The organism is Polaromonas sp. UC242_47 (genome assembly GCF_044452385.1).
Classification (GTDB): Bacteria; Pseudomonadota; Gammaproteobacteria; order Burkholderiales; family Burkholderiaceae_C; genus Polaromonas.
In genome coordinates this window covers 414854-438888 of record NZ_JBIOAO010000001.1, presented here as the reverse complement: position 1 = coordinate 438888, position 24035 = coordinate 414854, and the positions used below count along the sequence as shown (strand labels likewise).

Annotated in this window: 20 protein-coding genes, 3 pseudogenes and 1 riboswitch; of the genes and pseudogenes, 12 read left to right on the top strand and 11 right to left on the bottom strand. The window is 63.5% G+C overall.

Going from position 1 to position 24035, the window contains the following annotated elements:
* The first annotated feature begins 18 nt into the window (after positions 1 to 18).
* A riboswitch (glycine riboswitch) is annotated at positions 19 to 108 on the top strand.
* Positions 109 to 319: 211 nt separating this feature from the next.
* On the top strand, positions 320 to 1675 hold the full coding sequence (locus ACHMXK_RS02175; protein ID WP_397437303.1) for a D-amino acid dehydrogenase: 1356 nt from the start codon (positions 320 to 322) through the stop codon (positions 1673 to 1675).
* Here ACHMXK_RS02175 and ACHMXK_RS02170 read toward each other — a convergent pair.
* The 3 genes from ACHMXK_RS02170 to ACHMXK_RS02160 form a co-directional block, all read right to left on the bottom strand.
* Positions 1636 to 2916 (bottom strand): FIST N-terminal domain-containing protein, encoded by a 1281-nt coding sequence (locus ACHMXK_RS02170; protein WP_397437301.1) that lies wholly within the window; start codon positions 2914 to 2916, stop codon positions 1636 to 1638. The two genes, ACHMXK_RS02175 and ACHMXK_RS02170, sit on opposite strands and share 40 nt — an antisense overlap.
* Before the next feature lie 18 nt (positions 2917 to 2934).
* Complete coding sequence (locus ACHMXK_RS02165; protein ID WP_397437299.1) at positions 2935 to 3762, bottom strand: PhaM family polyhydroxyalkanoate granule multifunctional regulatory protein; 828 nt, start codon at positions 3760 to 3762, stop codon at positions 2935 to 2937.
* 250 nt (positions 3763 to 4012) lie between these two features.
* Positions 4013 to 4849 carry an enoyl-CoA hydratase/isomerase family protein gene (locus tag ACHMXK_RS02160; RefSeq protein ID WP_397437297.1) on the bottom strand — a complete coding sequence of 279 codons (837 nt, stop codon included), beginning with the start codon at positions 4847 to 4849 and terminating at the stop codon, positions 4013 to 4015.
* A 68-nt stretch (positions 4850 to 4917) separates the two neighbouring features.
* Between ACHMXK_RS02160 and ACHMXK_RS02155 the strand changes: the two genes are divergently transcribed.
* Positions 4918 to 5331: a VOC family protein gene (locus tag ACHMXK_RS02155; RefSeq protein WP_397437295.1), complete on the top strand. Its 414-nt coding sequence runs from the start codon at positions 4918 to 4920 to the stop codon at positions 5329 to 5331.
* A gap of 21 nt (positions 5332 to 5352) precedes the next feature.
* Here the strand turns inward: ACHMXK_RS02155 and ACHMXK_RS02150 are convergent, their stop codons facing one another.
* On the bottom strand, positions 5353 to 6369 hold the full coding sequence (locus ACHMXK_RS02150; RefSeq protein ID WP_397437293.1) for a fumarylacetoacetate hydrolase family protein: 1017 nt from the start codon (positions 6367 to 6369) through the stop codon (positions 5353 to 5355).
* Between the two features lie 141 nt (positions 6370 to 6510).
* On the opposite strand from ACHMXK_RS02150, the gene ACHMXK_RS02145 reads away from it, so the two are divergent.
* From ACHMXK_RS02145 to ACHMXK_RS02135, 3 genes are all read left to right on the top strand, one after another.
* Positions 6511 to 7380, top strand: coding sequence for an IclR family transcriptional regulator (locus ACHMXK_RS02145; protein ID WP_397437291.1), 870 nt, complete (start codon positions 6511 to 6513; stop codon positions 7378 to 7380).
* Positions 7377 to 8438: a DUF3108 domain-containing protein gene (locus ACHMXK_RS02140; protein WP_397437289.1), complete on the top strand. Its 1062-nt coding sequence runs from the start codon at positions 7377 to 7379 to the stop codon at positions 8436 to 8438. The genes ACHMXK_RS02145 and ACHMXK_RS02140 overlap by 4 nt, the downstream gene beginning before the upstream one ends.
* 137 nt (positions 8439 to 8575) lie before the next feature.
* Positions 8576 to 8857, top strand: coding sequence for a DUF3567 domain-containing protein (locus tag ACHMXK_RS02135; RefSeq protein ID WP_397437287.1), 282 nt, complete (start codon positions 8576 to 8578; stop codon positions 8855 to 8857).
* 15 nt (positions 8858 to 8872) lie between these two features.
* On the opposite strand, the pseudogene ACHMXK_RS02130 reads toward ACHMXK_RS02135, so the two are convergent.
* Positions 8873 to 9938 (bottom strand): annotated as a pseudogene (locus tag ACHMXK_RS02130) (AbrB family transcriptional regulator).
* A gap of 80 nt (positions 9939 to 10018) precedes the next feature.
* Between ACHMXK_RS02130 and ACHMXK_RS02125 the strand changes: the two are divergent.
* Positions 10019 to 10846 carry a ChaN family lipoprotein gene (locus ACHMXK_RS02125; RefSeq protein WP_397437285.1) on the top strand — a complete coding sequence of 276 codons (828 nt, stop codon included), beginning with the start codon at positions 10019 to 10021 and terminating at the stop codon, positions 10844 to 10846.
* A 148-nt stretch (positions 10847 to 10994) separates the two neighbouring features.
* On the opposite strand, the gene ACHMXK_RS02120 is transcribed toward ACHMXK_RS02125, so the two are convergent.
* Positions 10995 to 12335, bottom strand: coding sequence for an aminotransferase class III-fold pyridoxal phosphate-dependent enzyme (locus ACHMXK_RS02120; RefSeq protein ID WP_397437283.1), 1341 nt, complete (start codon positions 12333 to 12335; stop codon positions 10995 to 10997).
* 108 nt (positions 12336 to 12443) lie between these two features.
* Here ACHMXK_RS02120 and purU point away from each other — a divergent pair.
* From purU to ACHMXK_RS02105, 3 genes and pseudogenes are all read left to right on the top strand, one after another.
* Positions 12444 to 13317, top strand: a pseudogene (purU, locus tag ACHMXK_RS02115) (formyltetrahydrofolate deformylase).
* Between the two features lie 2 nt (positions 13318 to 13319).
* Positions 13320 to 14204, top strand: a complete 885-nt coding sequence (locus tag ACHMXK_RS02110; protein WP_397437282.1) for a LysR substrate-binding domain-containing protein — start codon at positions 13320 to 13322, stop codon at positions 14202 to 14204.
* A gap of 151 nt (positions 14205 to 14355) precedes the next feature.
* Positions 14356 to 15852, top strand: coding sequence for an FAD-linked oxidase C-terminal domain-containing protein (locus tag ACHMXK_RS02105; RefSeq protein WP_397437280.1), 1497 nt, complete (start codon positions 14356 to 14358; stop codon positions 15850 to 15852).
* Positions 15853 to 15855: 3 nt separating this feature from the next.
* Here the strand turns inward: ACHMXK_RS02105 and ACHMXK_RS02100 are convergent.
* A pseudogene (locus tag ACHMXK_RS02100) lies at positions 15856 to 17682 on the bottom strand (carboxyl transferase domain-containing protein); the annotation flags it as partial.
* A gap of 130 nt (positions 17683 to 17812) precedes the next feature.
* Entirely contained in the window at positions 17813 to 18355 is a 543-nt protein-coding gene (locus ACHMXK_RS02095) for a polymer-forming cytoskeletal protein (protein WP_397437278.1), read from the bottom strand.
* Between the two features lie 168 nt (positions 18356 to 18523).
* On the opposite strand from ACHMXK_RS02095, the gene ACHMXK_RS02090 reads away from it, so the two are divergent.
* The gene (locus ACHMXK_RS02090; protein WP_397437276.1) at positions 18524 to 18835 is read left to right on the top strand and encodes a hypothetical protein; all 312 of its coding nucleotides are present in this window, start codon (positions 18524 to 18526) and stop codon (positions 18833 to 18835) included.
* A gap of 10 nt (positions 18836 to 18845) precedes the next feature.
* Here ACHMXK_RS02090 and ACHMXK_RS02085 read toward each other — a convergent pair whose 3' ends face one another.
* Both ACHMXK_RS02085 and ACHMXK_RS02080 read right to left on the bottom strand, forming a co-directional pair.
* A complete protein-coding gene (locus ACHMXK_RS02085) occupies positions 18846 to 20612 on the bottom strand; it encodes an L-glutamate gamma-semialdehyde dehydrogenase (protein WP_397437274.1) in 1767 nt (588 codons plus the stop codon).
* A gap of 1 nt (position 20613) precedes the next feature.
* Complete coding sequence (locus ACHMXK_RS02080) at positions 20614 to 21981, bottom strand: proline dehydrogenase family protein (RefSeq protein ID WP_397437272.1); 1368 nt, start codon at positions 21979 to 21981, stop codon at positions 20614 to 20616.
* 96 nt (positions 21982 to 22077) lie between these two features.
* Here ACHMXK_RS02080 and ACHMXK_RS02075 point away from each other — a divergent pair, with 96 nt between their 5' ends.
* Together ACHMXK_RS02075 and ACHMXK_RS02070 are read left to right on the top strand one after the other, a co-directional pair.
* A complete protein-coding gene (locus ACHMXK_RS02075) occupies positions 22078 to 22557 on the top strand; it encodes an Lrp/AsnC ligand binding domain-containing protein (RefSeq protein WP_397437270.1) in 480 nt (159 codons plus the stop codon).
* 120 nt (positions 22558 to 22677) lie between these two features.
* Positions 22678 to 23235: a DUF3617 domain-containing protein gene (locus tag ACHMXK_RS02070; RefSeq protein ID WP_397437268.1), complete on the top strand. Its 558-nt coding sequence runs from the start codon at positions 22678 to 22680 to the stop codon at positions 23233 to 23235.
* 79 nt (positions 23236 to 23314) lie between these two features.
* On the opposite strand, the gene ACHMXK_RS02065 is transcribed toward ACHMXK_RS02070, so the two are convergent.
* Complete coding sequence (locus ACHMXK_RS02065) at positions 23315 to 24025, bottom strand: YggS family pyridoxal phosphate-dependent enzyme (RefSeq protein WP_397437266.1); 711 nt, start codon at positions 24023 to 24025, stop codon at positions 23315 to 23317.
* Between the last annotated feature and the right edge of the window lie 10 nt (positions 24026 to 24035).

Here is a 24035-nt window from a genome sequence, read left to right as displayed (position 1 = left end):
CGGCTTCGGGGAGAATCGGGCTCTCATGCAGGAGAGTGGACGCCCCCAGGCGTCCCACCGAAGGCGCAAACTCCCATACACGCTCAGGTCCCGTACTGCATGCTGAAAATAGCCGTCTGGAGAGCCTTTGCATCACCTTGATGCATCGCACCGAAGGAGCAAACCCGCAGCGCCCGCTGCGGCGTGAATCTCTCAGGTACCAAGGACAGGGGGAGCGGCAACCAACAGAACGACACCCGTTTCCGGCGTCAACACGCTATCCATTTGATAGCTAGCTGCGCCCGTTCTGCTTGGACCCACTGTCTAAAAGGTTATCAAAATGCGCGTTATTGTTCTCGGCAGCGGCCTGCTCGGCGTCAGCTCGGCCTGGTATCTTTCACAACTCGGCCATGAGGTCACCGTCATCGACCGCCAAACCTCGCCGGCGGCAGAAACCAGCCACGCCAACGGCGGGCAAATTTCGGTCAGCCATGCCGAACCCTGGGCCAACCCCAGCGCCCCGTTCAAGGTGCTCAAATGGCTGGGCAAGGAAGATGCACCGCTGCTGTTCCGCTTGCGGGCCGATACGCGCCAGTGGGCCTGGGGTTTGCAGTTCCTGCGCGAATGCACACCGGCCCGCACCCGCCACAACATCCGCCAGATCGTCCAGCTCGGCAGTTACAGCCGGGACATGTTGCAACAGCTGCGGCGCGACACCGGCATCAACTACGACCAGCGCACGCAAGGCATTCTGCATTTCTACACCTCGCAGCAGGAGTTCGAAGGCGCGCTGGAGCCTTCGCGCCAGATGCGCGAGCTGGGCTGCGAACGCCGGGTGATCTCGGCCGATGAGGCGGTGGCCATAGAACCGGCGCTGGCCACCCTGCGCAGCCAACTCGCAGGCGCCACCTACACCGCCGAGGATGAGTCGGGCGACGCCCGCAAATTCACGCTGGCCCTGGCCCAACTCTGCGAAGCGCGCGGCGTGCGCTTTTTGATGGGCCACCACATCACACGCCTGCTCAAGGACGGCAATCAGATCACCGCGGTGGAGGCCACCGATCCACAAGGCCGCTACCTGCAGCTGACCGCCGACAGCTACGTGCTGGCGGCCGGCAGTTTCAGCGCGGCGCTGGCCGAGCCGATAGGCCTGAAGTTGCCGATTTATCCCGCCAAGGGTTATTCGGTCACCTTGCCGGTGATAGACCCCACACGCGCTTACCAGGTGTCCTTGACCGACGACGAGTTCAAGCTGGTGTTCAGCCGCTACACCACGCCAGGCAGCGACGGTGAGGCCGAAGACCGGCTGCGTATCGCCGGCACCGCCGAGTTCAACGGCTACGACCGCCAGCTCAATGCGGCCCGCTGCCAGGCGATTGTGCGGCGCGTGCAGCAGCTGTTCCCCGGTGCGACCGACGTGAAGCGCGCGCAATTCTGGAGCGGCCTGCGTCCGGCCACACCCAGCAATGTGCCGCTGATTGGCCAGAGCCGCATCAGCAATCTGTTCCTGAATACCGGCCACGGCACGCTGGGCTGGACCCATGCCTGCGGTTCGGGCAAGGCGCTGGCCGACATCGTGAGCGGCCGCAGGCCCGAGCTTGATTTTGCGTTCCAGGGCGCTGTGCCCCAACGCTCGCCAGTCGCGGCTGGCCGGGTTCAGGCGCCGGTGGTGAACACCGTCAAGACGCCGGTGTAACCGTAGAGCTGGTGGCGGGCGATCTCGCCGCCAGCGAAAAAACCGACCAGCGGCACGTCGCCCAAGGCGCGCCGCACGATCTGCAGTTCGGCACTGGGCGCACCGAAGTGTGGTCCGCCGCGCCCCGAACAACTGACGTAAATCGCGCCGGCGATACGCCGGGCCGGGTGCGGCGCGGCGTCGGCGTGTAAACCGCTGAGGGCGTTGGCGACATCGAGGCTGACTTCTTCGGGCTCCAGTTCTTCGCGGATTTCGGCGCAGACACGCACCAGGTCGGCGCGCGCCGCCGCGACGTTGCGTTCGCAAAAAGCCAGCTTCATGCCCAGCATGGGCACGTCGGCAATCGCAATGCCGCTGCGCGCCGGGTCCAGGCCGATGATGTGGCGCACCACCACGTCGGCGCCAAACTGGCCGGGCCGCTGCATACGGCCATCCTGCTGCGCGTCATCGGCGCTGCGCAGGCCAACCAGCGTGGTGCGTACTTTTTCCAGCGCATCACGCGGCTTGTCCAGCGACACGCCGAGGTCGGCCAGCATCACGTCCAACGCGCTTTCGCCGTCCAGCGCGGTGACCACATTGGCGTCGCAGGCGGTGATGTCATGTTCACCGGAAATCGGCTGGCAGCCCTGGGTCACACGCGACATCAAGGCCGCGCCCTGGGCAAAGGCCACGCCGCTCAGGCCGCCGCTGAAGACCCCGCCGGCGGCGCCCTGCCCCTTGACATTGCCGTTGCCGCTGAGTGCGAACTGCACCGCGTTGCTGCGGCTGGACGCGAGCCCGCCAAACACATAACCACTGCCGGTGCGCTGGGCCATCTCGTCGATCAGCTCGGCCACATCAGGTGTGCTGGCATCGGCATGGACCAGGGCGGTATGCGCCTTGAAATGGGTGGCGCTGGCCGGCGGCAGGGGCGAGACACCGGAGAAGACGCGATACTGGTCGCTGGGCAAACCACACAACATCACCGCCAGCGCCGGCTCGTCGAAATATTCAACGTTGTTGGAGGCGATGCCTATGCCCACCGTGCCGGCCCAGTCGGTGATCTCGGGCAACTCGCCGCCCAGAAAATCCAGGATCTCCTGCGCCTGCGCGGCGTAGTGGTCGGTGATGTAAAGCAAACCCAAAGTCGGCGCACTCGCATACGCCGGCAAGGCCATGTGGGCGCGCAACTGCGCCAGCACAAGGCCAGCCGCCATCCGCCATTGCGGGTGGGTGGCGTGGCCGTAGGGAAAAAGTTTCATGGGGTCCCGAGAGGAAAATCATCGCGCCGGTTTAGGCGCCGTCTTGCGTGCGGTTTTACGCGCCGCGGTTTTGGGTTTGGCTTTGGCCCGGGTCGTGGTGGACGCGCCCGGCGCGGGCCAGGCCTGCGCGCCGCGCAGCGCGGTGTTCATGGCCGAACGGGCGCCCTGGGCCATGGTTTTGCCCGCCGAATCGGCCATGCCTCTGGCCATGTCCTTGGCCATGCCGGTCGCACCTTTCACCGCGTCTTTCGCCAGGCCGGTGGCCATGTTTTTGGTGGCGCTCATGGCGGTTTTTTTGGCGGCGTCCTGCATGGCCGTGGTGGCGATGTTCTGGAACTGTTGCGTCAGTGCGCCCCACCACTGCATCGGGTCCACCACGCCGGGGGCCGCCGCGGCGGCTTTGCCGGCTTTGGGTTTGGCCTTGGGCTCGGCAGGGGGCGGGGTCTCCAGGCCCGAGAAGGCCTTGGCTTTGTCGGCGACTTTTTGCACGCTGCCGGCCACCGTGTCGGCGACCTTGAGCTTAAAGGCATTGGCGACATCGCCCATGTTGAAGTTCATGCCCTTGAGCGTGGCCAGGGTCATCTTCTGCACCTCCAGCGCCTGGATGGTGGCTTTCAGCGCCATGGCGTTCTGGTCCAGCCAGAACTGCACAGCCTTGAGTTCCTCGATACGTTTGTCCAGTTCTTCGACATTCAGCGTGGGCGCGACCCAGTTGCCCAGATTGGGCAACTGCGGGATGTTTTGCGCGGCGCTACCGGCCGCCTGTTTGGCCAGGTTTTGCAAAAAATCAAACCCGGGGACCAGCTTGCCAAACCCGGCAAAAGAAGGGTTGTCTGCGTCGCTCATGGTGTCTCCTGGTAGGTATAAAAGCCGGCCTCAACAGTGAACGAGCGCTGAACCCAGGCGCGTCGCACGCTTGGCCTCATTGTGCAGGGTAGCGGCAACACGTCAACCCGTTTATGCAAAGGCAACACCGGGCGTGCAGGCAGGCCGTCGTCCATAGCGTTTTTGAACCCGCCACGTCGATTTTCAAGGAAATAATGCCTGCAGCCCTGATGTGACGGACACAAGCAGCTACTTATTTAGTAGCGACCGATCAGGTCTTCGGGCCATAACTGGGCGGGCGCCGCTCACGCAGGCTGGCCACACCTTCGCGCACATCCGATCCGGCAAAACCCATGAACTCCAGCGCCAGCGACGCGTCAAACGCCGGCCCGGCCTGGCGCAGCCAGTTGTTCAGCGCGTATTTGGTCCAGCTGATGGCGCTTTGGGAGCCATTCGCCAGGCGGTCCGCGACTTCATAAGCCTTGGGCAAGAGTTCGTCGTCATTGACCGCCAGCGAGACCAGGCCGATACGTTCGGCCTCTTCGCCGCTGATCGGCTCACACAGCATCAGGTAATACTTGGCCTTGGCCATGCCACACAGCAGAGGCCAGACAATGGCCGCGTGGTCACCGGCGGCCACGCCCAGGCGCGTGTGACCGTCGACAATCTTGGCGCTTTTGGCGGCGATGGAAATATCCGCCAGCAAACCGGCCACCAGCCCGGCACCGACCGCCGGGCCGTGCAACGCGCTGACAATCGGCTTGTCGCAATTGATCACGTTGTAGACCAGGTCGCGCGCCTCCTTCCAGACCCGGGTGCGGGTGGCAAAGTCGTCGGCCATGTCCTGCACCAGCGCCAGGTCGCCGCCACCGGAAAAACCCAGGCCTTCGCCGCGCAAGACGGCGCAACGCACCGAATCGTCGCCGCCCACGTCGCGCCAGATCTGCGCCAGCTCGCGGTGCCCGTCATGGCCGGCGGTCGGCAACTTGCCGTTGGCGGCTTTCATCTGGATGTCGAGCACGCAGCCCAGGCCGTTCAACAAGGGGCCGCGGCGGGTGATGGCGAGGGTGGCGTAAGTGCTGTAGTCGGGGTTCATACGAACCATCATGCCCCGCTCAGGCGCGCGCGGGAATCAGGGATCGCCCTGCCGGGCCCAGCTTTGATAAGCTTGCGGGCATGAAAAGCCTGTTTCACTTTGCCTTCAATGTCACCGACCTGGACCAAGCCCGCCGTTTTTACGGCGATGTGCTGGGCTGCACCGAGGGGCGCAGCACGGACACCTGGGTCGATTTCGACTTCATGGGTCACCAGCTGTCCCTGCACCTGGGCCAGCCCTTCAAGACCGAGCGCACCGGCCATGTCGGCGACATCCTGGTGCCCATGCCACATTTCGGGCTGGTGCTGGCGCTCCCCGACTGGCAGGCCATGGCCGAGCGCCTGCAGGCCGCCAAGACCGACTTCCTGTTCGCACCGCAAGTGCGGTTCGAAGGCCAGCCGGGCGAGCAGTGGACCATGTTTTTCTGCGACCCCTTTGGCAACCCGCTGGAGATCAAGGGCTTTCGGGATCTAGCGGCGGTCTACGCCGCCTGAAGCCCCGGCCGCTGGCCTGTTTTATTCGGCCGCGACGAATTCCACGATCTTTTGCTCGATCGCGCCGAACAGCGGCCCGCCGTCCAGCCCCTTCATTTCGATCCGTATGGTGTCGCCGTATTTCATGAAGGCGGTAGAGGGTTTGCCGTCCTGGATGGTTTCGATCGCACGTTTTTCGGCGATGCAGCTGTAACCCTTGGGCCATTCGGTCTTGCCCTTGACCTCAATGCCTTTGTTGCTGACCGTGCCGGAGCCGACGATGGAGCCGGCGCGCACATTGCGGGTTTTGCAGATATGGGCGATCAGCTGGCCGAAGTGAAAAGTCATTTCGGGGCCGGCGTCACACATGCCGACCTTGCGACCGTTCCAGGTGCTTTGCATGGTCAGGTTGACGCGGCCCTTGTCCCAAGCCTCGCCGAGTTCGTCCAGGGTCACGGCGACCGGGCTGAAGGCTGTGGCCGGTTTGCTCTGGAAAAAGCCGAAACCCTTGGCCAGTTCGTTGGGGATCAGGTTGCGCAGGCTCACGTCGTTGGCCAGCATCACCAGGCGTATGCCTTCCAGCGCCTGCGCCGGTGTGCTGCACATGGGCACGTCGCCGGTGATGACCGCCACCTCGGCTTCAAAGTCGATGCCGTAGTCTTCGCTGGGGCAGACCACGTCGTCGCAAGGGCCGATGAAGTCGTCGCTGCCGCCCTGGTACATCAGCGGGTCGCTGTAAAAGCTGCCGGGCACATCGGACTCACGCGCCTTGCGCACCAGCTCCACGTGGTTGATGTAGGCCGAGCCGTCGGCCCACTGGTAGGCGCGTGGCAGCGGCGCCATACATTGCGCCGGGTCAAACGGGAAGGCGTGGCGTGCCTTGCCATTGTTCAGGGTGTCGGACAGGTCCTGCAATTGTGGCGCCAGGAAGTTCCAGTCGTCCAGCACCTGCTGCAATTTGCTCGCAATGCCCGTCGCATAATGAGCCGTCGTCAAGTCGCGCGAGACCACCACCAGTTGGCCGTCACGTGAACCGTCTTTGTATGTCGCGAGTTTCATCAGTTTCTTTCTGGTTAGAGGGTAGAGGGCGGATGGATCAGGCTGACCACACACTGCGCCGGCTGGCCGTGACCCCGAACTGGAGTTACGATAAGTGAAATCAGTTTACCTAAATGTAATTTTAAATTTTAGTCGAATTCCATGACAGAGCGCAAAACTTCTCCAGACGACACCCCGCCTGACAGCTTGCCGGCCCAACGCGCCGGCATCCAGTCGGTGGAGGTCGGCTTCAGTTTGTTGCAGGTGCTGGGCGCCTCGCCCGGGCCGTTGATGTTGCGCGACCTGGCCTCGGCGGCCGGCATGAGCGCGGCCAAGGCCCACCGCTACCTGGTCAGTTTCCAGCGCCTGGAGCTGGTCACGCAAGACGCCGGCACCACACGTTATGACCTGGGCCCGGCCGCGCTGAAGCTGGGCCTGGCCTCGCTGTCACGGCTGGACAGTGTGAAACTCGCGCGCCAGCGCCTGGCGCCGCTGATGGAACAAATCGGCGAAACCCTGGCGCTGGCGGTGTGGGGCAACCAGGGCCCGACCATCGTGCATTGGGAAGAATCGCCGCAGGCCGTGACCGTCAATTTGCGCCTGGGCGATGTGATGCCGCTGCTGTCCTCGGCCACCGGCCTGTGTTTTTCCGCCTTCATGGCGCAGCCGCCGGGCAAGCTGGGCAGCAACAACAGCCACCATCTGCATGAACGGCTGCCGCCCATGCTCAAGGCCGAGCTGGCCCACCTGCAAAAACTGGCGCGCAAGGATGTGCCCAAAACCATGGCCGACGTCACGGCCGTGCTGGACGAGGTGCGGCGCCGCGGCATGGCCCGCGTGGTCGACACCTTGTTGCCCGGCGTGGCCGGTTTTTGCGCCCCGGTGTTCGACGCCGACGGCCACCTGGCGCTGGGCATCGTGGCGCTGGGCTCGCTCGCCACCTTTGATCCGGACTGGGACGGCGCCGTGGCCAGGCCGCTGGCGCAGGCAGCGCGCCAGCTCAGCAGCGACCTGGGTTACGCCGCCCCATGAACACCGGGCCGGCACGGCATACCGCAGCGCTGCCGACGCGCCGCCTGGTCGTGCTGACGGCCATCGTGGTGCTGGTCCATGTCCTGGTCCTGCAAGCCGCGCCCTCGCAATGGGGCATGGACGCCGACCCCGGCAAAAACCAGCGCCCCTTCATCACGCGCACGATTGACATCAAGCCGGCGCCCGCTGTGGCGGCAGCGCCGGTGCGCCCGCCCGCGCCCCGGCGCAGCACCCCCAAATCACAGCCAAAACAGCCCTCAGCCCCCGGTGCATCTGCGCAAGCAGCTACTGAATCAATAGCGACACCGAATCCCGACACGGGGCCACCCGGCGCAGTAGCAGCGCCAGAACCCGTCGCCGCCGCGGAACCGGCACCAGCGCCGCCCGTAGCCGCCGAACCCAAGGCCGCGGCCACCGCGCTGACCATCCCCGGCTCGATGCGCCTCAAATACACCATGACCGGCCGTTCGAAGAACATGGACTACAACGCCTCCGCCCAGCTGGACTGGTTGCAGGACGGCCAGACTTACGACGCGAAAATGGGGGTCAGCGCCTTGTTCCTGGGTTCACGCTCCATGAGCAGCAGCGGTCGCATCACGGCCGACGGCCTGGCGCCCACGCGTTTCCTGGACAAGGCACGCAGCGAACGCGCGGCACACTTCACCCCCGAGCAGGGCAAGATCAGCTTCAGCGCCAACACGCCTGACCTACCCTGGGCCAAGGGCGCGCAAGACCGCGTGAGTGTGTTTGTGCAACTGGCCAGCCTGCTGGCTGGCGACCCGGGCAAATACCCGGCCGGCAGCAGCGTGTCCCTGTACACCGTCGGCCCGACCAACGCCGACACCTGGACCTTTGAGGTGGAGGCCGAAGAAAAACTCAATTTGCCCGCCGGTGAAATGACTGCCGTCAAACTCGTACGCAAGCCTCAGCGCGATTACGACCAGACCGTCGAGGTCTGGCTCGCACCCTCCCTGGCCTGGCTGCCGGTGCGCAGCCGCATCACCCAGCAAAACGGCGACTTTATCGACCAGCAGTTGCGGGTCGCGGAACCCCCTTGAGACGCATCGCGGCTGGCGCGGCACGCCGCGCGGTGTAAAGACCGCTTTTCCGTGATTATTTTTGCATCTCAGGTTTACCTTGTCCCCCTTGAATTGGGCTCAGTCGTTGTTATCTGATGGACAAGGACAAAACATCTATGCAAATGCTCTACGACTCCGAATCTTTTGTGGTGGTGCAGATTCACGCCAACGCGCCTGAAGAATCCGCGCCTAAACCGACCGTGCCGCAACTGGCACGCAACGGCTTTGAAATTGTGGACAAGCGCTCGGGCAAAGAGGTTTACCTCGATGGCTCCTGGGCCGAAATGTTCCAGCAGCGGGTCACGGCCTGGCAGCAAAACACGCCCACCCAGGAAGAAATCGAAGACACGCTCGAAGGTTACGCCGAACTGGCGCACACCCCCATCGCGCTGCACTGACGCAGCAACGCGCCGCTATTCCCGCGCGGTCGGGTACAACCAGCGGTACATAGGCGCGACCAGGATCAACACGGCCACCAGCCGGCAGACCTGAAACGCCGTCACCACCGGCACCCCCAGTTGCAAGACCTTGGCGGTGATCGCCATTTCGGCGATACCGCCGGGCGAGGTGCCCAAAATCAGCGTGGCCAGCGGCAGACCTGTGCCCCAGGCCAGCAGCCAGGCAAAACCGCAACACAACACAATCATGCCGATGGTGCCCAACACCACCGACGCCAGCCAGCGCGGCGCCGCATGCAAAAAAGCCTTTGAAAACCGCACCCCCAGCCCCGTGGCGATCAACAGTTGTGCGGCATTGGTCAGCCATTGCGGAATCCCCGACAGATGAATGCTGGCCATGGTCAGGCCCATACACACCAGCAGCGGCCCCATGAACCAGGGATTGGCCCGCCCCAGCCGCTGCATCAGCCAGGCACCCAGGCCGGTGGCCAGCACCAGCCCGGCAAAGCCGGTCCAGTTCACCGTGCGTAACAGCGGCGGATGCAGGTCCAGGCCGTGCAAGCCGCTGTATTGCATGGCAAACGGCACCGTCACCGTGACCAACAGCAGACGCAAGCCATGGGAGGCCGCGACCAGATCGGTGCGTGCATGGGCCCGTTCGGCCAACAAGGTCATCTCGGAGGCGCCGCCAATCGCGCCCGCAAAATAACTGGTGGCCCGCATCGCCGGGGCCGCCACATCGCCCATGTGCGGCGCATTGACGCGGTGCAGCCAGACGCCAAAGGCCCAGCCCAGGCCCAAGGCCCAGACAATCGCCAGCGCAATCGCCCACCACAAGCTGCCCACCAGCGCCGTCACCTGCGGCGTGAAATAAAGGCCCAAGGCGATGGCGATCACCCATTGCCCGCTGTTGCCCAGCGGCCGCCAGCTGGCCGTGCGCGCGCCGGCCATGGAGGCGATGGCCGTGGCCAGCAACGGGCCAATCATCCACGGCAGCGGGGTACGGAGAAAAAACACACAATCCGGCGCCGGCCAGCGCCAGCAACAGGGTCAACACAACAGGCACAGGCTTGACAGGCATCGGCAACAGAACAACAAAGGGATGGGGAACAGTGCCCGGTGGGCTCTAATAGGGCTCCAGTATCGCCTTGGTCCCGACCCATGATTGATTTGAAGTACCCACAAGCCGGCAAACGCTGGGCCGCCGCCCTCTTGCTCGCGCTGCTGACGGCCTGCACCACCTTGCCGCCAGCCATCACGGCCCGCACCGAGGCCTTGTTGCCGGCCGAGGTGATCCTGCTCGGCGAACAGCACGATGCGTCAGAGCACCAGCAGATCCAGCAGCAGGTCGTGGCCCACCTGGCGGCGCGCGGCCAACTGGGTGCCCTGGCGCTGGAGATGGCCGAAGCCGGCCGAAACACGGCTGGCCTGCCGGCCAACAGCAGCGAACAACAGGTGCAGGACACGCTGGGCTGGAACAACAAGGGCTGGCCCTGGGCCGCGTACGGCCCGGCGGTGATGACGGCGGTCCGGGCCGGTGTGCCTGTGCTGGGCGCCAACTTGCCGGCCGCGCAAATGCGCGACGCCATGGCCGACAGCCGGCTGGACCAGCAATTGCCCGGTCCGGCCCTGAAGGCGCAGCAGCAACTGATAGGCCTGGGTCATTGCGGCCTGCTGCCGGAAGATAAGATTTCACCCATGACACGGATTCAGGTCGCGCGCGACATGCACATGGCGCGCACCCTGGAGAAAGCCGTCTTGCCCGGCAAGGTGGTGGTTTTGCTGGCCGGCAGCGGCCATGTCAACCGCATGTTGGGCGTGCCACAACATCTGCCGCGAGAATTAAAGACCCAAGCCGTGCTGCTGCGGGCCGGGCCGGAAACCAGCACCGCCAACGGCCGGCTGCCGGCCGACACCGGCGCGTTCGACGTGGTGTGGACCACGCCAGCGTTGCCGGCCAAGGACTACTGCGAGAGTCTGAAGAAATAGCGCCCCCACGCTTTTTCACTGCGTATCAACGCTGCCCCACCAGGGGCCGCTACGCCTGCGGCCCGGTGAAGCCGGTTCCGCGGCCCCTGCTGGAATATGCGGGGAGAAACATGTGCCCCACGCTTTTCCCGGCTGCTACTGCAGACGCTCAGGCGTTTTTGCGAATCGAATCCGCCACCACATTCACGAGGTGATCAATCTGTTCACGCTCGACGATATAGGGTGGGCAAATCACGATGTTGTCGGCCGCCGGGCGTACCAGCACGCCGTGTTTGAAACAATCCATGAAGATGTCGTAAGCACGTTTGCCCGGTGCGCCGGCCAGCGGCGCCAGTTCCACCGCACCAGCCAAGCCCAGGCTGCGGATGCCGATCACGTTCGGCAGCCCCTTGCATCCGCTGTGTAGGGCGTCGCCCAGCACCACGCCCATCTGGCCAGCGCGTTCAAACAACTTTTCTTCCTTGAAAAGCGTCAAGGTGGCCATGGCCGCCGCACAGGCCACCGGGTGGCCCGAGTAGGTGTAGCCGTGGAAAAACTCGATCGCGTGTTCGGGGCTGCCGGCGTTGGCTTCCATCATGGTGTTGTAAATGCGGTCTGTGCAAATCACGCCGCCCAGCGGAATCACGCCGTTGGTCACACATTTGGCAAAGTTCAACATATCCGGCACCACGCCGTAATAGTCTGACGCGAAGTTGCAACCCAGGCGCCCGAACCCGGTGATCACCTCGTCAAAAATCAGCAGGATGCCGTGTTTGTCGCAGATCTCGCGCAGGCGTTTGAGGTAACCCTGGGGCGGCAAATACCAGCCGGCGCTGCCGGCCACCGGTTCGACAATCACGGCCGCGATGTTGCTCGGGTCATGCAGCGGCAGGATGCGTTGCTCCAGCTCCAGCAACAGGTCTTCTTCCCACACCGGCTCGGCGCCATGGATGTAGGCATGTTTCACCGGGTCGTGGATAAAACGCAGGTGGTCCACACGCGGCAAAAAGGCCGAGCCGTAGACCTTGCGGTTGGCCGGAATGCCGCCCACACTCATGCCGCCAAAACCGACGCCGTGATAACCCTTCTCACGGCCGATAAACACATTGCGATGGCCTTCGCCGCGGGCGCGGTGGTAGGCCAGCGCCACTTTCAGGGAGGTGTCGGCCGCTTCCGAGCCGGAGTTGCAAAACAGCACCTGGTTCAAATCGCCGGGCGCCATGGCGGCAATCATTTCGGCGGCTTTGAAGGCCTGGTCGTTGCTGGCCTGGAAGGCGGTGGCGTAGTCCAGGGTATCCAGCTGTTTCTTGATGGCCTCGTTGATCGGTTTGCGGTTGTGGCCGGCGCCCACACACCACAGGCTGGAGATGCCGTCCAGCACCTGCTTGCCGTCGTGGGTGGTGAAATACATGCCGTCGGCCGCCACAAACACACGCGGGTCCTTCTTGAAACTGCGGTTGGGCGTGAAGGGCAACCACTGGTGATCCATGTTCAAGTCTTGATAAGCCATTCGAAAATCTCCCGCTTCAAGTTAGGACTAGCCGTTTTTAGGACGTCACGGCACATTCTGGCATTCTTGGCGACAATCTGTGGCCAAGAGCCTGCGACAATTCTTCCCATGAGCCCTACTTATATCCTCAACCTGTCCTGCCCGGATCGACCGGGCATTGTTCATGCGGTTTCCGGCTTTTTGTTTGAGCGGGGTGGCAACATCCTGGAAGCGGCGCAATTCAGCGACGACAAACGCGACGATCCCGCCGCGGACGCCACCGGTCTGTTTTTCATGCGTGTCAGTTTTTCCTGCGCGCAACTGCCTTTCGAAACCCTGAAAGAACAACTCGCCGCGCTGGGCACCCAGTTCGACATGCGCTGGAGCCTGAACCAGGCCGCGCAACCCATGCGCACCGTGCTGCTGGTCAGCAAGGAAGGCCATTGCCTGAACGATTTGTTGTTCCGCTGGAAGTCGGGTTTGTTGCCGCTGGACATACGCGCCATCGTTTCCAACCACCGCGACTTTTACCAGTTGGCAGCCAGCTACAACGTGCCGTTTCACCACATTCCGGTGACGGCCGCGACCAAGGCCGAGGCCGAAAAAACGCCAGTACGACATCATCCAGGCCGAAGGCGCCGAGCTGGTGGTGCTGGCGCGTTACATGCAGATCCTGAGCGACGACCTGTGCAAAAAGCTGGCGGGCCGGGCCATCAACATCCACCACTCGTTTTTGCCCAGCTTCAAGGGCGCCAAGCCCTATTACCAGGCCCATGCGCGCGGCGTGAAACTGATAGGCGCCACCGCCCATTACGTGACCGCCGACCTCGACGAAGGCCCCATCATCGAACAGGACGTGGCGCGCGCCGACCACAGCAAAACCGTGGAAGCCCTGACCGCTATGGGCCGCGACACCGAAAGCCAGGTGCTGGCCAGAGCCGTGTTGTGGCACAGCGAACACCGCGTGCTGCTGAACGGACACAAGACCGTCATTTTTAAATAGAGATGGCCACCGCTGCGCGGATTCCGCCCATCCAGTGCCTGCTGACCTTTGAGGCCCTGGCGCGGCTGCGCAGCGTCACGCAGGCGGCGGAAGAGTTGCATGTCACGCCCAGCGCCGTCAGCCACCGGGTCAAACAGCTGGAACAAATCATTGGCACCAAGCTGTTTGGCCGTGCTGATTTTTCGCTGACCACCGAAGGCAGCGGCTACCTGGCCCATGTGCGTGAAGGCCTGGCCATTTTGCAGAAGTTTCCCGGCGCCGCCGGCCAGAGCGGTACACCGGGCAAACGCAAGTTGCGCCTGGCGGTGACGCCGACTTTTGCACGCTCCATCCTGATCCCGCGCCTGCGCCAGTTCACCGACGCCTACCCCGAGATCGACTTGACCTTGCAGGTGTCGATTCCGTTGCTGGACGTGGTGGCCGAAGACGCCGACCTGGTCGTGCGTTTTGGCAGCGGGCGTTATGCCGACGTCGAACATGTCTGCCTGATGAAAGACGAGGTCACGCCGCTGGCCTCGCCCGCTTATGTGCGCGAACACGGGCCGTTTGAAGCGCCCGAGGATCTGGATGGCGAAGCGCTGCTGCGTTCGCCGCTGGAGCCCTGGCGCACCTGGTTTGCGGCGCACCAGCTGGACTGGCCGGAACCGGTGGACGGCTCGCAGTTCAACGACATCGGCCTGATGTGTGACTGCGCCGCAGCCGGCATGGGGGTGGCGTTGGTGCGGCTCAAGCTGGGCGCGCCCTGGCTGGAAAACGGCTCGCTGGTGCGTTTGTATGAACGCAACGTGCCCAGCCCGCACGCCCACTACCTGTGCTGGCGCACCGGCATGATGGACCGCTGGGAATGTGCGGCTTTTGCCGACTGGCTGAAAAAATCAGTCGCCTGACCTGGCCGCCGAAGGTTTTAAGCTTTTCAGGCCTCCAGCCCTTACCTCACGGGCGCAAGCAGCTATTGAATTTATAGCGTTTTGTTTTTCAAACAAAGCCGCCACTTTCTTCACGCCGCCCGCCTGCGCTTTGGCTTAAAGTGTTTGCTCCATGAACACACCTTCAGACACCCCGCCATCGCTGGATCGCGCCCAACAGCAAACCCGCGTCGTCAGCGCATTACAAGCCGTGCTGCCGGCCCATGCGCTGCTCTGGCACCAGGAAGACACCACACCGTATGAATGTGACGGCCTGACCGCTTACCGCCAGCGCCCGCTGGTGGTCGCCCTGCCCGAAACTTATGCGCAGGTGCAAGCCGTGTTGCGCACCTGCCATGCGCTGGAGGTGCCGGTGGTGGCGCGCGGCGCCGGCACCGGCCTGTCCGGTGGCGCCATGCCGCACCAGCTGGGCGTGACCCTGTCGCTGGCCAAGTTCAACAAAATATTAAAAATGGACGCGGCCAGCCGCACGGCCGTGGTCCAGGGCGGTGTGCGCAACCTGGCGATCAGCGAAGCCGCTGCGCCCCTGGGCCTGTATTACGCACCCGACCCGTCCAGCCAGATCGCCTGCACCATAGGCGGCAACGTCGCCGAAAACTCGGGCGGCGTGCATTGTCTCAAATACGGCCTGACCCTGCACAACGTGCTCCAGGTCAAAGGTTTCACGGTGGAAGGCGATGAAGTGAGCTTCGGTAGCGAAGCCCTCGACAGCGCCGGTTACGACCTGCTGTCGGTGGTGATAGGCAGCGAAGGCATGTTGGCCGTGACCACCGAAGTGACCGTCAAGCTGGTGCCCAAACCGGTGCTGGCGCGCTGCATCATGGCCAGCTTTGACGATCTGCGCAAGGCCGGCGACGCGGTGGCGGCGGTGATTGCCGCCGGCATCATTCCGGCCGGCCTGGAGATGATGGACAAACCCATGATCGCCGCGGTCGAAGACTTTGTGCATGCGGGTTACGACCTGAATGCCGAAGCGATTTTGCTCTGTGAAAGCGACGGCACGCCGGAAGAAGTCGAGGAAGAAATCGGCCGCATGAGTGCCGTGCTGCGTAGCCACGGCGCCACGGCAATTGCGGTGAGCCAGAACGAGGCCGAACGCCTGCGTTTCTGGAGCGGCCGCAAAAATGCGTTTCCCGCTTCGGGTCGCATCAGCCCCGACTACATGTGTATGGACTCGACGATTCCGCGCAAACGTCTGGCCGACATCCTGCTGGCCATCCAGGGCATGGAGAAAAAATACGGCCTGCGCTGCGCCAATGTCTTTCACGCCGGCGACGGCAACCTGCACCCCTTGATTCTGTTTGATGCCAACGACGCCGACCAGTTGCACCGCTGCGAACTGTTTGGCGCCGACATCCTGGAAACCAGCGTGGCCATGGGCGGCACGGTCACCGGGGAACATGGCGTGGGCGTGGAAAAACTCAACTCCATGTGTGTGCAATTTTCGGCCGCCGAAAACGCACAGATGTTAGGCGTGAAACACGCGTTTGATGCCAAGGGCCTGCTCAATCCCGGCAAGGTGATCCCTACCCTGCAGCGCTGCGCCGAATACGGCAAGATGCTGGTGCGCGGCGGCCAGCTCTCACACCCGGACTTGCCGCGTTTCTAGTCGTTACCAGGTGTCGATGTAACGATCATTCCCCAATGGCCTGAGCTTCGCCGACTGCAAGCCGGCCACCAGCCATGGCCGTGTCTGCGCCGGGTCAATCACCGCATCAATTTCCAGGGTGGCCGCCATCTGCAGGACGCTGCCTTTGGCGTAATGCTGGTCCACCAGTTGTTGGTACAGCGCCTCGCGCGCTGGACCTTCGGGCAAGGCGTCCAGCTCCTTGCGGTAACCGAGCTTGACCGCGCCTTCCAACCCCATCGCGCCAAACTCGCCGGTGGGCCAGGCCACGGTGAACATAGGCGCATGAAAACTGCCGGCCGTCATGGCCATGGCGCCCAGGCCATAACCCTTGCGCAAGACCACGCTGAAATACGGCACACGCAAGGCGGCGGCCGCGACAAACAGGCGGCTGGCATGGCGCACCTGGGCCTGTGCCTCGATCTCGGGGCCCACCATGAAGCCCGGGGTGTCGACAAAACTCAGCAGCGGCAAACCGTGGCTATTACACAGCTGCATAAAACGCGCGGCCTTGTCGGCGGCGTCCGCGTCGATCGCACCGCCCAGGTGTTGCGGGTTGTTGGCCAGGATACCCACCGCGCGCCCTTCGATGCGGGCCAGCGCGGTGTGAATGCCCGGGCCAAAACCACTGCGCAAAATCAACAGGCTGCCGCTGTCCACCACCCCTTCAAGCACAGCGCGGCTGTCGTAGACCCGCAAACGGTTTTCCGGCACGGCATCGCGCAGCACGGCTGCATCGGGCGCCGTCCATGTCTTGAGCGAACCCTGGAAAAAAGACAGGTAGTGGCGCGCCGCCGCCACCGCTTGCGCCTCGTCGTCCACCAGCACGTCGATCACACCGTTGCCGTGTTGCACAGCGCTGGGGCCTATCTGCTCGGGCGTAAACACGCCCAGGCCACCACCTTCGACCATGGCCGGTCCGCCCATGCCGATGTTGCTGTTTTTGGTAGCAATGATCACGTCGCTGCAACCCAGCAGCGCCGCGTTGCCGGCAAAACAGCGGCCGGCCACGATGCCGACGACAGGCACCTGGCCCGACAGGCGCGCATAACTGGCAAAGGTGCTGATATGCAGGCCGGCGACGATGGGCATGTCGGTGTCCCCGGGCCGGCCACCACCACCCTCGGCAAACAAGACCACCGGCAACTTGTTCTCCAGCGCCAGGCCCAACAGGCGGTCGGTTTTCTGGTGGTTGCGCATGCCTTGCGTGCCGGCCAGCACGGTGGCGTCGTAAGCCATCACCACGGTGCGGCTGGCTTCGGCGCCGAACCGGGCGCTATTGATCGTGGCGATGCCGGTGACCATACCATCGGCCGGTGTCTGGGTGATCAGGTCTTCTTCGCTGCGGCGGCTGCGCTGTGCCGCCACGGCGAGGGCGCCGTATTCGATGAACGAACCCTCGTCACACAAATCGGCGATGTTTTCGCGCGCGCTGCGCAGGCCCAGGGCGTGGCGTTTGGTGATGGCGTCGGGGCGATTGTTGTCCTGCGTTTTGGCGTGACGATCCAGCACCGCTTGCAGGTCAGGCCGCAGGCCTTGCGGCACGGCGCGACCGGTCAGCGGTACGGGTTTCGTAATCGATACGACAGGGGCCGAAGCCGCGTGAAAGGTCGCCAGCAAGGCGCCCGCTTCCACCAATTCTCCCGCCGTGAAAAAAAGCTCAGCCACCTGGCCGGCAGCCACTGCACGCACTTCGTGCTCCATCTTCATGGCTTCAAGAATCAGCAGCAAATCACCCGGCTGAACGCTGTCGCCAGGTTGAACCTGCCATTGAACAATCTGGGCTTGCAAAGGGGAATGGATGGCGGGCATGCGCTGATTTTGCGCGCGCCCGTGGGGCGGCCCCGTCAACTGCGTGACAAGGGCGCCCGCCTAGCCCATCTACACACGCGCTACGCAGCTCCTGCGACGCGCGTGCTGACTACCTGGACGAAGTCGCGGCTCAGGCGACCTGCAAACCGGGCTTGCCCACCAGTGTGGCTTTGGGCGTGCTGGCAGCGCCGAACAAAATTTCACCGGCGAGCTGGCCGCCTTCTTCAATCACGAGCTTGCCGTAACGGATCTTGCCGGTGACCTTGCCGGTTGCATAAATCACCAGCTTCTGGCGCACCGTCAGGTTGCCGTCAAACTCGCCGTGAATTTCCGCGATGTCGATTTCAGCCGAACCCTTGAACGCGCCGTTCTCGGAGATCTGCATCACACGCGAGTCCATCGTGGCTTCGACCAGACCTTCGACCACCAGGGTGTCGCAGTCGGTGATTTCCACGCCTTTGAGTTTGATGTTGGGTCCCACCGTCAGCTTGCTGCCGCCTTCGCGGGTGGTGCTGGACGCGGGGGTGCTGGCAGCGGCGACGGGTTGTGCGCTGCTGGCGGTGTTGCTGGTGTTGGTCGCTGTGCCGTTCGAGTAAGGATTGGGATTCGGGCTGCCGTGACGCAAGGTGGTGGGCTCATCTCGCTTGCCAAAGAACGGGGATTGCAGTGCCATGTGGTTTCCTTCAAAAGAACCTGATGGTACGGAGACACATTTCAAAAGTCTCCACTGCTAATGCAAGATGAGTAACGAAATTAATTGGCAGATACAAACCATCACACCATAGCGTCGTCATTTGCCGCCTCGAATTGTCGACAGCGCTGACGCTTATAAACTTGCGGCATGCACTACACGGTCAAAATTTTTCACACCGACGATGTCTCCGACGCGGAACGCGAGGCGGCGGTACAGCGTTTTTGCGCCGCGCTGGACAACACGCTGGGGGATGCCAGCCTGGTGGCGCCGGTCTACCGCGCCTACCTGCGTTTGCTGCAGGCCCACGGCGAACACGCGCGGCCCTGGGACCTGAGCCCGGCCGAGCAGTTGCTGGCCGACCAGTGGGAAGCGGCAGAACTGGCCGCCACCCAGGCCGCTTTCGGGTCCGAGCGCTACATGGGGGATGCGCATTACGAGTTGGACATCGGGCCGCGTTAAGAGCCCGTCATCACATCGCGGTTTGACCTGACAACAAAGCCACGTTGCCACCCGCTGCCGTGGTGTTGATGGTCACAGTTTGTTCGGTGCAAAAACGATAAAGGTAATGCGGGCCGCCCGCCTTGGGGCCGGTGCCGGACAGGCCCTGGCCACCAAAAGGCTGCACACCCACCACCGCACCAATCATGTTGCGGTTGATATAAATGTTGCCGACCTGCGCGTGTGCCGCCAACGCCTGCGCGCGCGCATCGATGCGGGTCTGGATGCCCAGGGTCAAGCCGTAACCCAGCGCATTGATCTGCTCGACCACCGCCTGCGGATCGCCGCGCCAGCGCACAATTTGCAACACCGGGCCGAAAATTTCCTGCGTCACATCGGCGATGCGGGCGACTTCAAACAGGCGGGGGGCCAGCAGATGCGGCACCTCACTCGCTATCGAATCAGTAGCTGATAGCGCTTGCCCACCCTGGGCCAAGGCCTTTTCTGATGCTGAACCCAGGCGCAGACAATGCTGCTGCAGGTTGTCAAACGCGGCCTGGTCAATAACCGGCCCGACATCGGTAGCCAGATCCGCCGGATCACCCTGCACCAGCTCCTGAACTGCGCCAGCCAGCATGGCGATCAGCTTGTCGGCAATTGCGTCATGCACACACAAGAGGCGCAAGGCCGAGCAACGCTGGCCGGCACTGCGAAACGCACTTTGCAGCACCACATCCACCACCTGCTCGGGCAGCGCGCTTGAGTCCACCAGCATGGCGTTGATGCCGCCGGTCTCGGCAATCAGCGGGGTTATGGGACCGTCTTTGGCGGCCAGCGCACGGTTGATGGTTTTGGCGACCTCGGTCGAGCCGGTGAACACCACGCCGGCAATCTGCGGTGCGGCGACCAGGGCCGCACCCACGGTCTCGCCGGGGCCATGCAAGAGTTGCAACACCGCTTCGGGCACACCGGCGGCATGCAAGAGCTTCACCATGGCCCAGGCCACGCCCGGGGTTTGTTCGGCGGGTTTGGCCAGCACGGCGTTGCCGGTGGCCAGTGCCGCCGCGACCTGGCCGGTAAAAATCGCCAGCGGAAAATTCCAGGGACTGATGCAAACCCAGACGCCGCGCGCCCTCAGGCGCAATTCATTGCTTTCGCCGGTCGGCCCATCGAGCAGCACAGGCGCCATGATGCGTTCGGCCTCATTCGCGTAATAACGCAAGAAGTCCACGGCTTCGCGCACCTCGGACACCGCGTCGCCCCAGGTCTTGAAAGCTTCTTTCACCAGCAGCGCGCAGAACTTCGGCAACTGCTGCTCCAGCGTATCGGCCGCCTGTCGCAAGAGGGCGGCGCGTGCAGGCGCCCCCAGATCGCTCCATTTTTGATAGCTGCTTGTGCCCGTGGTGACTGGGTCACAGGCCAATTTTGCATCAAACAGCGGCACTGGCGGCACTTGCACGGCGGCATAGGCGGCCAGCAACGGCGCCCGCATGGCCTCGACCGTGAGGTCCAGCCCGGCGCTGTTTTTGCGGCCGGGGCCGTACAGCTCGGCGGGCAAAGGCAGCGAGGGTTGCGGCGCCAGCCACAGCGGCGAGGTCAAGAGTTGGTCCATGCCCACGGACTCGTCGATCAGCTGATGCACAAAAGAGGAGTTGGCGCCATTTTCCAGCAGGCGGCGCACCAGGTAAGCCAGCAGGTCGCGGTGTGCGCCTACGGGGGCGTAGACGCGGCAGGCGATGTCCGAATTTTTCAGCAGCTCGCGATACACACCTTCGCCCATGCCGTGCAGGCGTTGCAATTCAAATCGCGTACCAGGCCGCAGTGCAGTAGGCGAAGCGACAAGCGTGGGGGGCCGTTCTCTCGGCCATCTGCAAAATCGCCGCAATGGTGCCGGCGTTGTGCGTCGCAAACTGCGGGTAAATCACATCGGACGCGGCCAGCAAGGCCTGGGCGCAGGCCAGGTAAGACACATCGGTGTGGTGTTTGTGTGTGAACACCGGGTAACAGGGCAGGCCCAGTTCCTGCGCGCGTTTGATTTCCGCATCCCAATACGCGCCCTTGACCAGGCGGCACATCAGGCGCAACTTGTGTTGGCGGGCGATGGCGGCGACATGCGTGATCAACTCCAGCGCACGGGTCTGGTAGGCCTGCAGCGCCAGGCCAAACCCTTGCCACTGCGGACAGTGCTGCGCCACTTGCGCGGCCAGTGTGTCGAACACGTCCAGCGACAACTCCAGCCGCTCGACTTCTTCGGCGTCTATGGTGAGGTTGATGTTGGCCTCTGCGGCCAGCTCGCACAAACCCCAGACACGCGGCACCAGCTCGGCCATGACACGTGTGTGTTGTGCATCTTCATACCGCGGGTGCAAGGCGCTGAGTTTGATGGAGATGCCGTCATTGGCCTCGACCGCCCCCGTGGTATCCGCGCGCGCCGCGATGGCGGCTATCGCCTGGGTGTAACTCGCCAGGTAACGCTGCGCGTCCTCCTCGGTGCGGGCACCTTCTCCCAGCATGTCGTAGCTGAATCGGAGCCCCCACGCTTGCCCTTCGGGTTGCGCTGCCCCCCGAGGGGGCTGTTCCGCCTTGGGGCGGCCCGGCGGCGGAACGCGCAAGCGGCCGTTTTTTTTCTTGCTGTGGTCCGCCTCATGCATGGCCTCGTTGATGGTCTGACCCAGCACAAACTGCCGCCCCAGCAGTTGCACCGCACGCAAGGTGGCGGCAACCACGGCACGTGCGCCCAGCCTGGCCATCAGGCCGGGCTCAGGGGAGACCTGACCGGCAACGGGCGTCGCCGGCAAAAACTTCTTGGACAGCGCCAACGCCGAGGCCGACCACTGCGCGAGTACACCTTCGCCGGCCGCATCAAAATCGGCCCGACCCAACTGATCCGCCGTCAGCGCGATCGCGGTCTCGGCATCGGGCACACGCAACAGCGCTTCGGCCAGGCGCATCAAGGCCAAGCCTTCGGCGCTGGAAATCGGATACTCCTTGAGCAGGCTTTCCATGGCCCAAAACGGCGGCGGGTTGTCGCGCACGGCCAACACCCAAGGCTCTGCCGTCTGCGCGGCCAGCGCCCAGTCCAGGCTACCGGCCAGCTGGCGCAGGCGGTCCGACACAAGGCCGGCTTCGGACCGGTAGGGGGAAGGCAGGTGGGGACGGCGCGGCATAAAAACTCCATAACTTGGTGAATATGGCCATGGTGGCTTGAATTCCCACCAATTTCCCGCTAAATTTGACGCCTAAAACAGAATAATTCACTAACCATGATCGACACGAGCCCCGACCTTGACCGCATTGACATCAAAATCCTGAATCTTCTGCAGCAGGACGGCCGCCTGTCCAACCTCAAACTCGCCGAAACCGTGGGCCTGTCGCCCACGGCGGTGCTGGCACGGGTGCAACGCCTCACGCGTGATGGTTTTATCCTGGGTTACGAGGCGCGGCTAAACCCCATGAAACTGGGTGCCGGCATGCTGGTGTTTGTGGAAGTGTTGCTGGACCGCACCACGCCGAATGTTTTCGAGGCCTTCAAGGCGGCGGTGCAGGTGCATCCCGAAATCATGGAGTGCCACATGGTGGCTGGCGGCTTTGACTATTTGCTCAAGACTCGCATGGCCGACATGGCGGCCTACCGGCACTTTGCCGGCACGGTTTTGTGGCAACTGCCAGGCGTGCGTGAAACCCGGACCTACGCGGTGATGGAAGAAGTCAAAAGCAGCACGCGGCTGGCGCTGGGGCAGTGACCTCGACACGACAGCGCAACCCCCTCACCGAAGGGGATTTGCAAAGCGCCAGGGGCTGGCAATAATGCGGACATTCGTTGCCAACATCCGCCAACGCCTGCCATTCACCAGGGGACTCCCATGAAACGCCATCTTCCGTTACTGGCCAGCCTGGCCGCCCTGGCTTTTGCCGCACCCGCAGGGGCCCAGACCATGAAGCCCGGTTTGTGGGAAGCCACCAACAAGCTGGGCGGCAGCCCGGAGATGGACCAGGCCATGGCCCAGATGCAGCAACAGATGGCCAACATGCCGCCGGCGCAACGCAAACAAATGGAAGAGATGATGGCCAAACAGGGCATGAGCGTGAGCGGCGCCGCCAAGGGTGGCATGGTCATGAAGATGTGCATCACCCAGGACATGGCGGACAGACAGCAGTTGCCAATCCAGCAACCAGGCAACTGCACCACCACAACCAGCGACAAAAGCAGCACCGGCATGAAGCTGACCTTCAGCTGCACCAACCCGCCCTCCAGCGGCGAAGGCCAGTTCACCTTCACCGGCGACACCGCCTACACCATGGCCATGAAAATCAACAGCGGCGGTCAGGGCACACCCAAAACCACCACCGTCAACACCTCGGCCAAATGGCTGAACAGCGATTGCGGCGCCATCAAACCGATGGCAGTGCAGAAAAAATAACACGTCAGCGCCCTCCCCTGTGCAAGCAGGTGCCCCCTGGTGGGGCTGGGCGCTACACACAGTGAGCAACCGCGGGGGCTTATCTCGTGCCGAAAATTGCCGTCCCGACACGCACCATGGTGCTGCCGGCGTGGATGGCGGCCTCCAGGTCTGCCGTCATGCCCATGGACAAGGTGTCCATGGCCTGCGGCAACACGCCGGCGCTGTTTATCTGATGAAAAAGGCTTGCAGCCCTTTCATGGACTGCGCAAGAAGCCATGAAATCAGGCGCAGGTTCGGGAATAGACATGAGGCCGCGCAACTGCAGCCGGGGCAGCCGTGCAACTTCGGCAGCCAGCGCCAGCACCTCTTGCGGCGCCACACCCGACTTGCTGGTGCCACCGTCGATGTTGACCTGCAGGCACACCTGCAGCGGCGGCAAATGCGGCGGCCGTTGCTCGCTGAGCCTCTGCGCAATTTTCAGGCGATCCAGGGACTGCACCCAGTCAAAGGTTTCGGCCACCAGCCGGGTCTTGTTGCTTTGCACCGGGCCTATGCAATGCCATTCCGAACGCCGGGCATGCTTCTCGGCCTCCCACTCCCGGATCAGGCCCAACTTTTCCACGCCTTCCTTGATGTAGTTTTCGCCGAACATCTGCTGCCCGGCGGTCAGCGCCTGCATCACGGCTTCGGGCCCAAAGGTTTTGGAAACGGCCAACAAACGCACGCTGGCGGGGTCGCGTCCGGCGGCTGCGCAGGCCGCCACAATCCGTGCGTGCACGGCTTGGAGATTGTCAACAATCGTGGTCATAATCGAACTG